Origin of the sequence: Vibrio sp. 10N.222.48.A3 (genome assembly GCF_041475345.1) — a bacterium.
Lineage (GTDB): Bacteria > Pseudomonadota > Gammaproteobacteria > Enterobacterales > Vibrionaceae > Vibrio > Vibrio tasmaniensis_A.
Window position 1 is genome coordinate 1 of record NZ_JBFRVX010000952.1, and the last position, 3,436, is coordinate 3,436.

Here is a 3,436-nt window from a genome sequence, read left to right on the forward strand (position 1 = left end):
CCCTACGACCTTCAACCTGCACTAAAGTCACGCCTAATTGGTCCTCCAATTTTCTCAGCGCATAAATCAGCGTGGTATGGCTCTTGTTCAATTGCAGTGCCGCTGCCTGAATACTGCCTGCGCGGTCAATCTCGTAAAGGGTTTGCCATTGGTCGAGGGTGGTTTTCAATCTCATCGGTCTAAAATCCTGACAGTTAGTAACTATATTATGAACTTTTTTGTCTGTTTTTTACAGGTAATATCTATTTCAACAGGCAATCAAGCCTCCTATGTTTTGCGAAATGACCATGAGTCTCAGCGCAATACCAAGTAACTGTTTGGAGAAATAACCATGAAATTATTACAAGTCGATTTTGAATTTAGCGGCCCATTTGGTGAAGAGATGTCAAACGCACTCGTTGACCTAGCAAAGTCTATTAACAACGAACCGGGTATGATCTGGAAAATCTGGACAGAAAACGAAGCTGAAAGACTGGGCGGTGGTGTCTATCTTTTTGAAGACCAACTCAGTGCAGAGGCTTACCTAGCGATGCATAGCGCTCGCTTAAAAGAGATGGGTGTTGAAGAAGTGCGTGGTGTGATTTTTGACGTCAATCAGCCATTAACTACCATTAATAAAGGCCCAATCAACGGTTAATCAAACTTGTTCATTCGCTGAATGACAACAAAGATACTGAATAGCTAAGTAATAAATAGAGAGATACGTAATGAACAACAAAACTTTTCTTAGCCTACACGGCATTATTTACGCAGGGTTTGCCATCGCACTGTTTTTTATCCCAACGGTAATGTGGCCCATGTACGGCGTAGAGATCAATGATAAGTACGCGTACTTTCTCTCTCAACACACCAGTATATTTTTGGGTGGTATCGCTGCAATAAGCTGGCTGCTTAGAGACATTGAACCTGGCTTGTCCGCTAAAAAGCTCATCCAAGGCTTGGTGGTTACAAATATGCTCGGCGCCATCATCACATTGTATGCGGCATTTACAGGAATATTTGTTGGCTTCGGCTGGAGTGATCCGGCGTTCTTCCTTTCACTATCGGTGCTCAGCGTGTTGCAGGTTCGTCGACAAGGCTAGTTCATACAAAACCAAACCAAACCAATAAAAAAGGAACAGATGCACTCATCATCTGTTCCTTTTTCTCAATCAACTGTCGTTAACCTAGCGCGCTCAGCTTATTTACCGTGCTCAACGTAAATCAATTCATCAGTATTGAAGCCACGCTCTTTAGACATCGCTTTGAACTTCTCCATCACTCCTGGTGCAACCTCTGGTGTTCTTGAAAGTAACCACAAGTAGTCGGTATCTGGGCCCGAAACAAACGCGTACTGGTAGTTCTCTTTGTCCAACTCAAACACCACATAAGCTCCGTAGAAGGGGCCAAAGAACGACACTTTTAGATAACCCTGATCGCTGCCTTCGACAAAGTACGCCTTACCTTCCGCTTCGTTCCATTCGCCATCTTCCGCCGAATAGCCGCGGTTAATCACCTTAACGCCACCATCATCACGCAAGCTATATTCGGCACTGATGTTATCTAAGCCACGCTCAAACGAGTGGTCTAAACGAGCCACTTCGTACCATTTGCCCAAGTATCTATCCAATTCAAACTGTTGAACGGGCTTTACTGTTTCAGGCATGCCCACGCAACCACCCAATAGAATCACACTAAGCAGCAATAATATTTTTTTCATCCTAACCTCGGCTTGTTTTTATTAGTAATGCGAGTAAGCCTTGTGAAAACATAAACTTACATCCTTGGTAATACGTTAAATCCATTTTTAAAGTTCACCTAACTGTAATTTATTCAGAATCTTATGTGAATTGTTTAGTCTGCGAATGAATCAATGGTGTTTCATTGATGTTCGATATTGAGTCGGAGTCACCGCAAAATATACGGCAAGTTAACTTAATCAGGAGAGCAACTATGGACACTTTATTATTAAAAATCCGCGATATGATTCTTACCTCTCGCTTTCTATACTTACTAAACAGTGGAACATGGAATAAATAACAATGAACAATAAGCTCACTTTGCCACGCACTGCATGGATTGCATTATTCGCTAGCCTAGTCTCTGTGCCATCGGCTTTTTCTCAAAGCCTAACCGCAGACCAGATCTTTACCAATGCCGACATATATGGGCATCGCGAGTCAGACTCGATCGTTACCCATAAAGGCAAGATCATCTTCATCGGTGACCACGCTCAGGCGCAATCTTTTCAAGGTCAGAGTACCGATGTCATCGACTTGGAGAATGCCTTTGTTTTGCCGGGGTTCATTGATAATCATAACCATGTGTTTGAAGCCGCCTCAGAGCTGGGTGGCAATTGCGAACTAGACTCTGAAGCCACATTAGAAGAGCAAATCCCTTACTTAGAAGCGTGTAAAATCAATGCCGAAACCAATGGTCGAGGCTGGCTGATGGGTTATGGCTTTTCTCTTGAGTCGACACTCGACAGCGACTCTGAATACACACCACTTGAGATCATCGACAGCATCTTCCCTGATCGTCCCGTGGTGCTTATGGAGCAAACCTCTCACTCGATGTGGGTCAACTCTAAAGCCCTGAAGATCGCTCGAATCAGCCAACAATCACCTGATCCACAAGGTGGCGCATATTTAAAAGACCAAGACAGCGGCAAGCTCAATGGCATCTTATTAGATAACGCTGGCGACCAAATTATGGAGATGGCGTGGAACAGCCAAAGCGAGCTCTTTGAACAAAGCTACCAAGGGTTAATGTTCGGTCTTGAAGAAGCCGCTGCGCACGGCATTACCACCATCGGTGACGGCCGGATGTATTGGAAACGAGGCTGGTATGACGTTTGGCTAGAAGCGGAGCAAAACCAAGATTTGACGGCTCGCGTGTCATTACGCCCTTGGGTTTACCCATCAATGGCGATACCCTCGCAATTAGAAGTCTTCGAGAAGATGTATTCAGATGATAAAAGCCGTCTGTTGCTCGTCGATCAGGTAAAAATGTACAGCGATGGCATCTTCATTAATGGTACAGCAAAAACACTCGCGCCCTATTTAGATACCTATCTGCCACAGTCTCCCAATGGCCTAAACTACATTCCACCAGCACAGATGAAAGAGTGGCTAACCGCGCTAGATAAAATCGGTTTTAGTGCGCACATTCATGCGATTGGTGATGGTGCCGTTCGTGAATCACTAGATGCGATTGAAAGCGTGCGTAAACAAGGCTCGAAAAAACCTTATACCTTAACCCACGTAGAGCTGATCAATGATGAAGACGTTCCCCGCTTTAAGCAACTCAATGTCTCGGCGGATTTCCAAGTCGGTTCCGATTATGTAGCCAAGCATCAACACCAATGGGCTGAAGCCTTCCTTGGTGCTCGCCGTGCCAAAGCCATGATGAACCTAGACGCGATACTTAAGACTGATGCCAATATCACCTTGAGCAG

5 protein-coding genes are annotated in these 3,436 nt (G+C 44.7%); 3 read left to right on the plus strand and 2 right to left on the minus strand.

Features of this window, described 5'->3' with window-relative positions; translation table 11 throughout:
• A partial coding sequence (locus tag AB4653_RS22265; protein ID WP_372105367.1) for a LysR family transcriptional regulator occupies positions 1–175 on the minus strand: 175 nt, incomplete at its 3' end.
• 156 nt (positions 176–331) lie between these two features.
• Here AB4653_RS22265 and AB4653_RS22270 point away from each other — a divergent pair.
• Positions 332–637, plus strand: coding sequence for a monooxygenase (locus AB4653_RS22270; protein ID WP_012604433.1), 306 nt, complete (start codon positions 332–334; stop codon positions 635–637).
• A 70-nt stretch (positions 638–707) separates the two neighbouring features.
• Entirely contained in the window at positions 708–1,082 is a 375-nt protein-coding gene (locus tag AB4653_RS22275) for a hypothetical protein (RefSeq protein ID WP_009847186.1), read from the plus strand.
• Between the two features lie 98 nt (positions 1,083–1,180).
• On the opposite strand, the gene AB4653_RS22280 is transcribed toward AB4653_RS22275, so the two are convergent.
• The gene (locus tag AB4653_RS22280) at positions 1,181–1,699 is read right to left on the minus strand and encodes a lipocalin family protein (RefSeq protein ID WP_009847187.1); all 519 of its coding nucleotides are present in this window, start codon (positions 1,697–1,699) and stop codon (positions 1,181–1,183) included.
• Positions 1,700–2,021: 322 nt separating this feature from the next.
• Here AB4653_RS22280 and AB4653_RS22285 point away from each other — a divergent pair.
• Positions 2,022–3,436, plus strand: a 1,415-nt coding sequence (locus AB4653_RS22285) for an amidohydrolase (protein ID WP_372105366.1), incomplete at its 3' end; no start/stop codon positions are given.

What these genes read in the sequence shown, in the direction of transcription:
- AB4653_RS22270 (WP_012604433.1), top strand. Translation starts at nt 332, where the DNA reads ATGAAATTATTACAAGTCGATTTTGAATTTAGCGGCCCATTTGGTGAA.
- AB4653_RS22280 (WP_009847187.1), bottom strand. Translation starts at nt 1,699, where the DNA reads ATGAAAAAAATATTATTGCTGCTTAGTGTGATTCTATTGGGTGGTTGC.
- AB4653_RS22275 (WP_009847186.1), top strand. Translation starts at nt 708, where the DNA reads ATGAACAACAAAACTTTTCTTAGCCTACACGGCATTATTTACGCAGGG.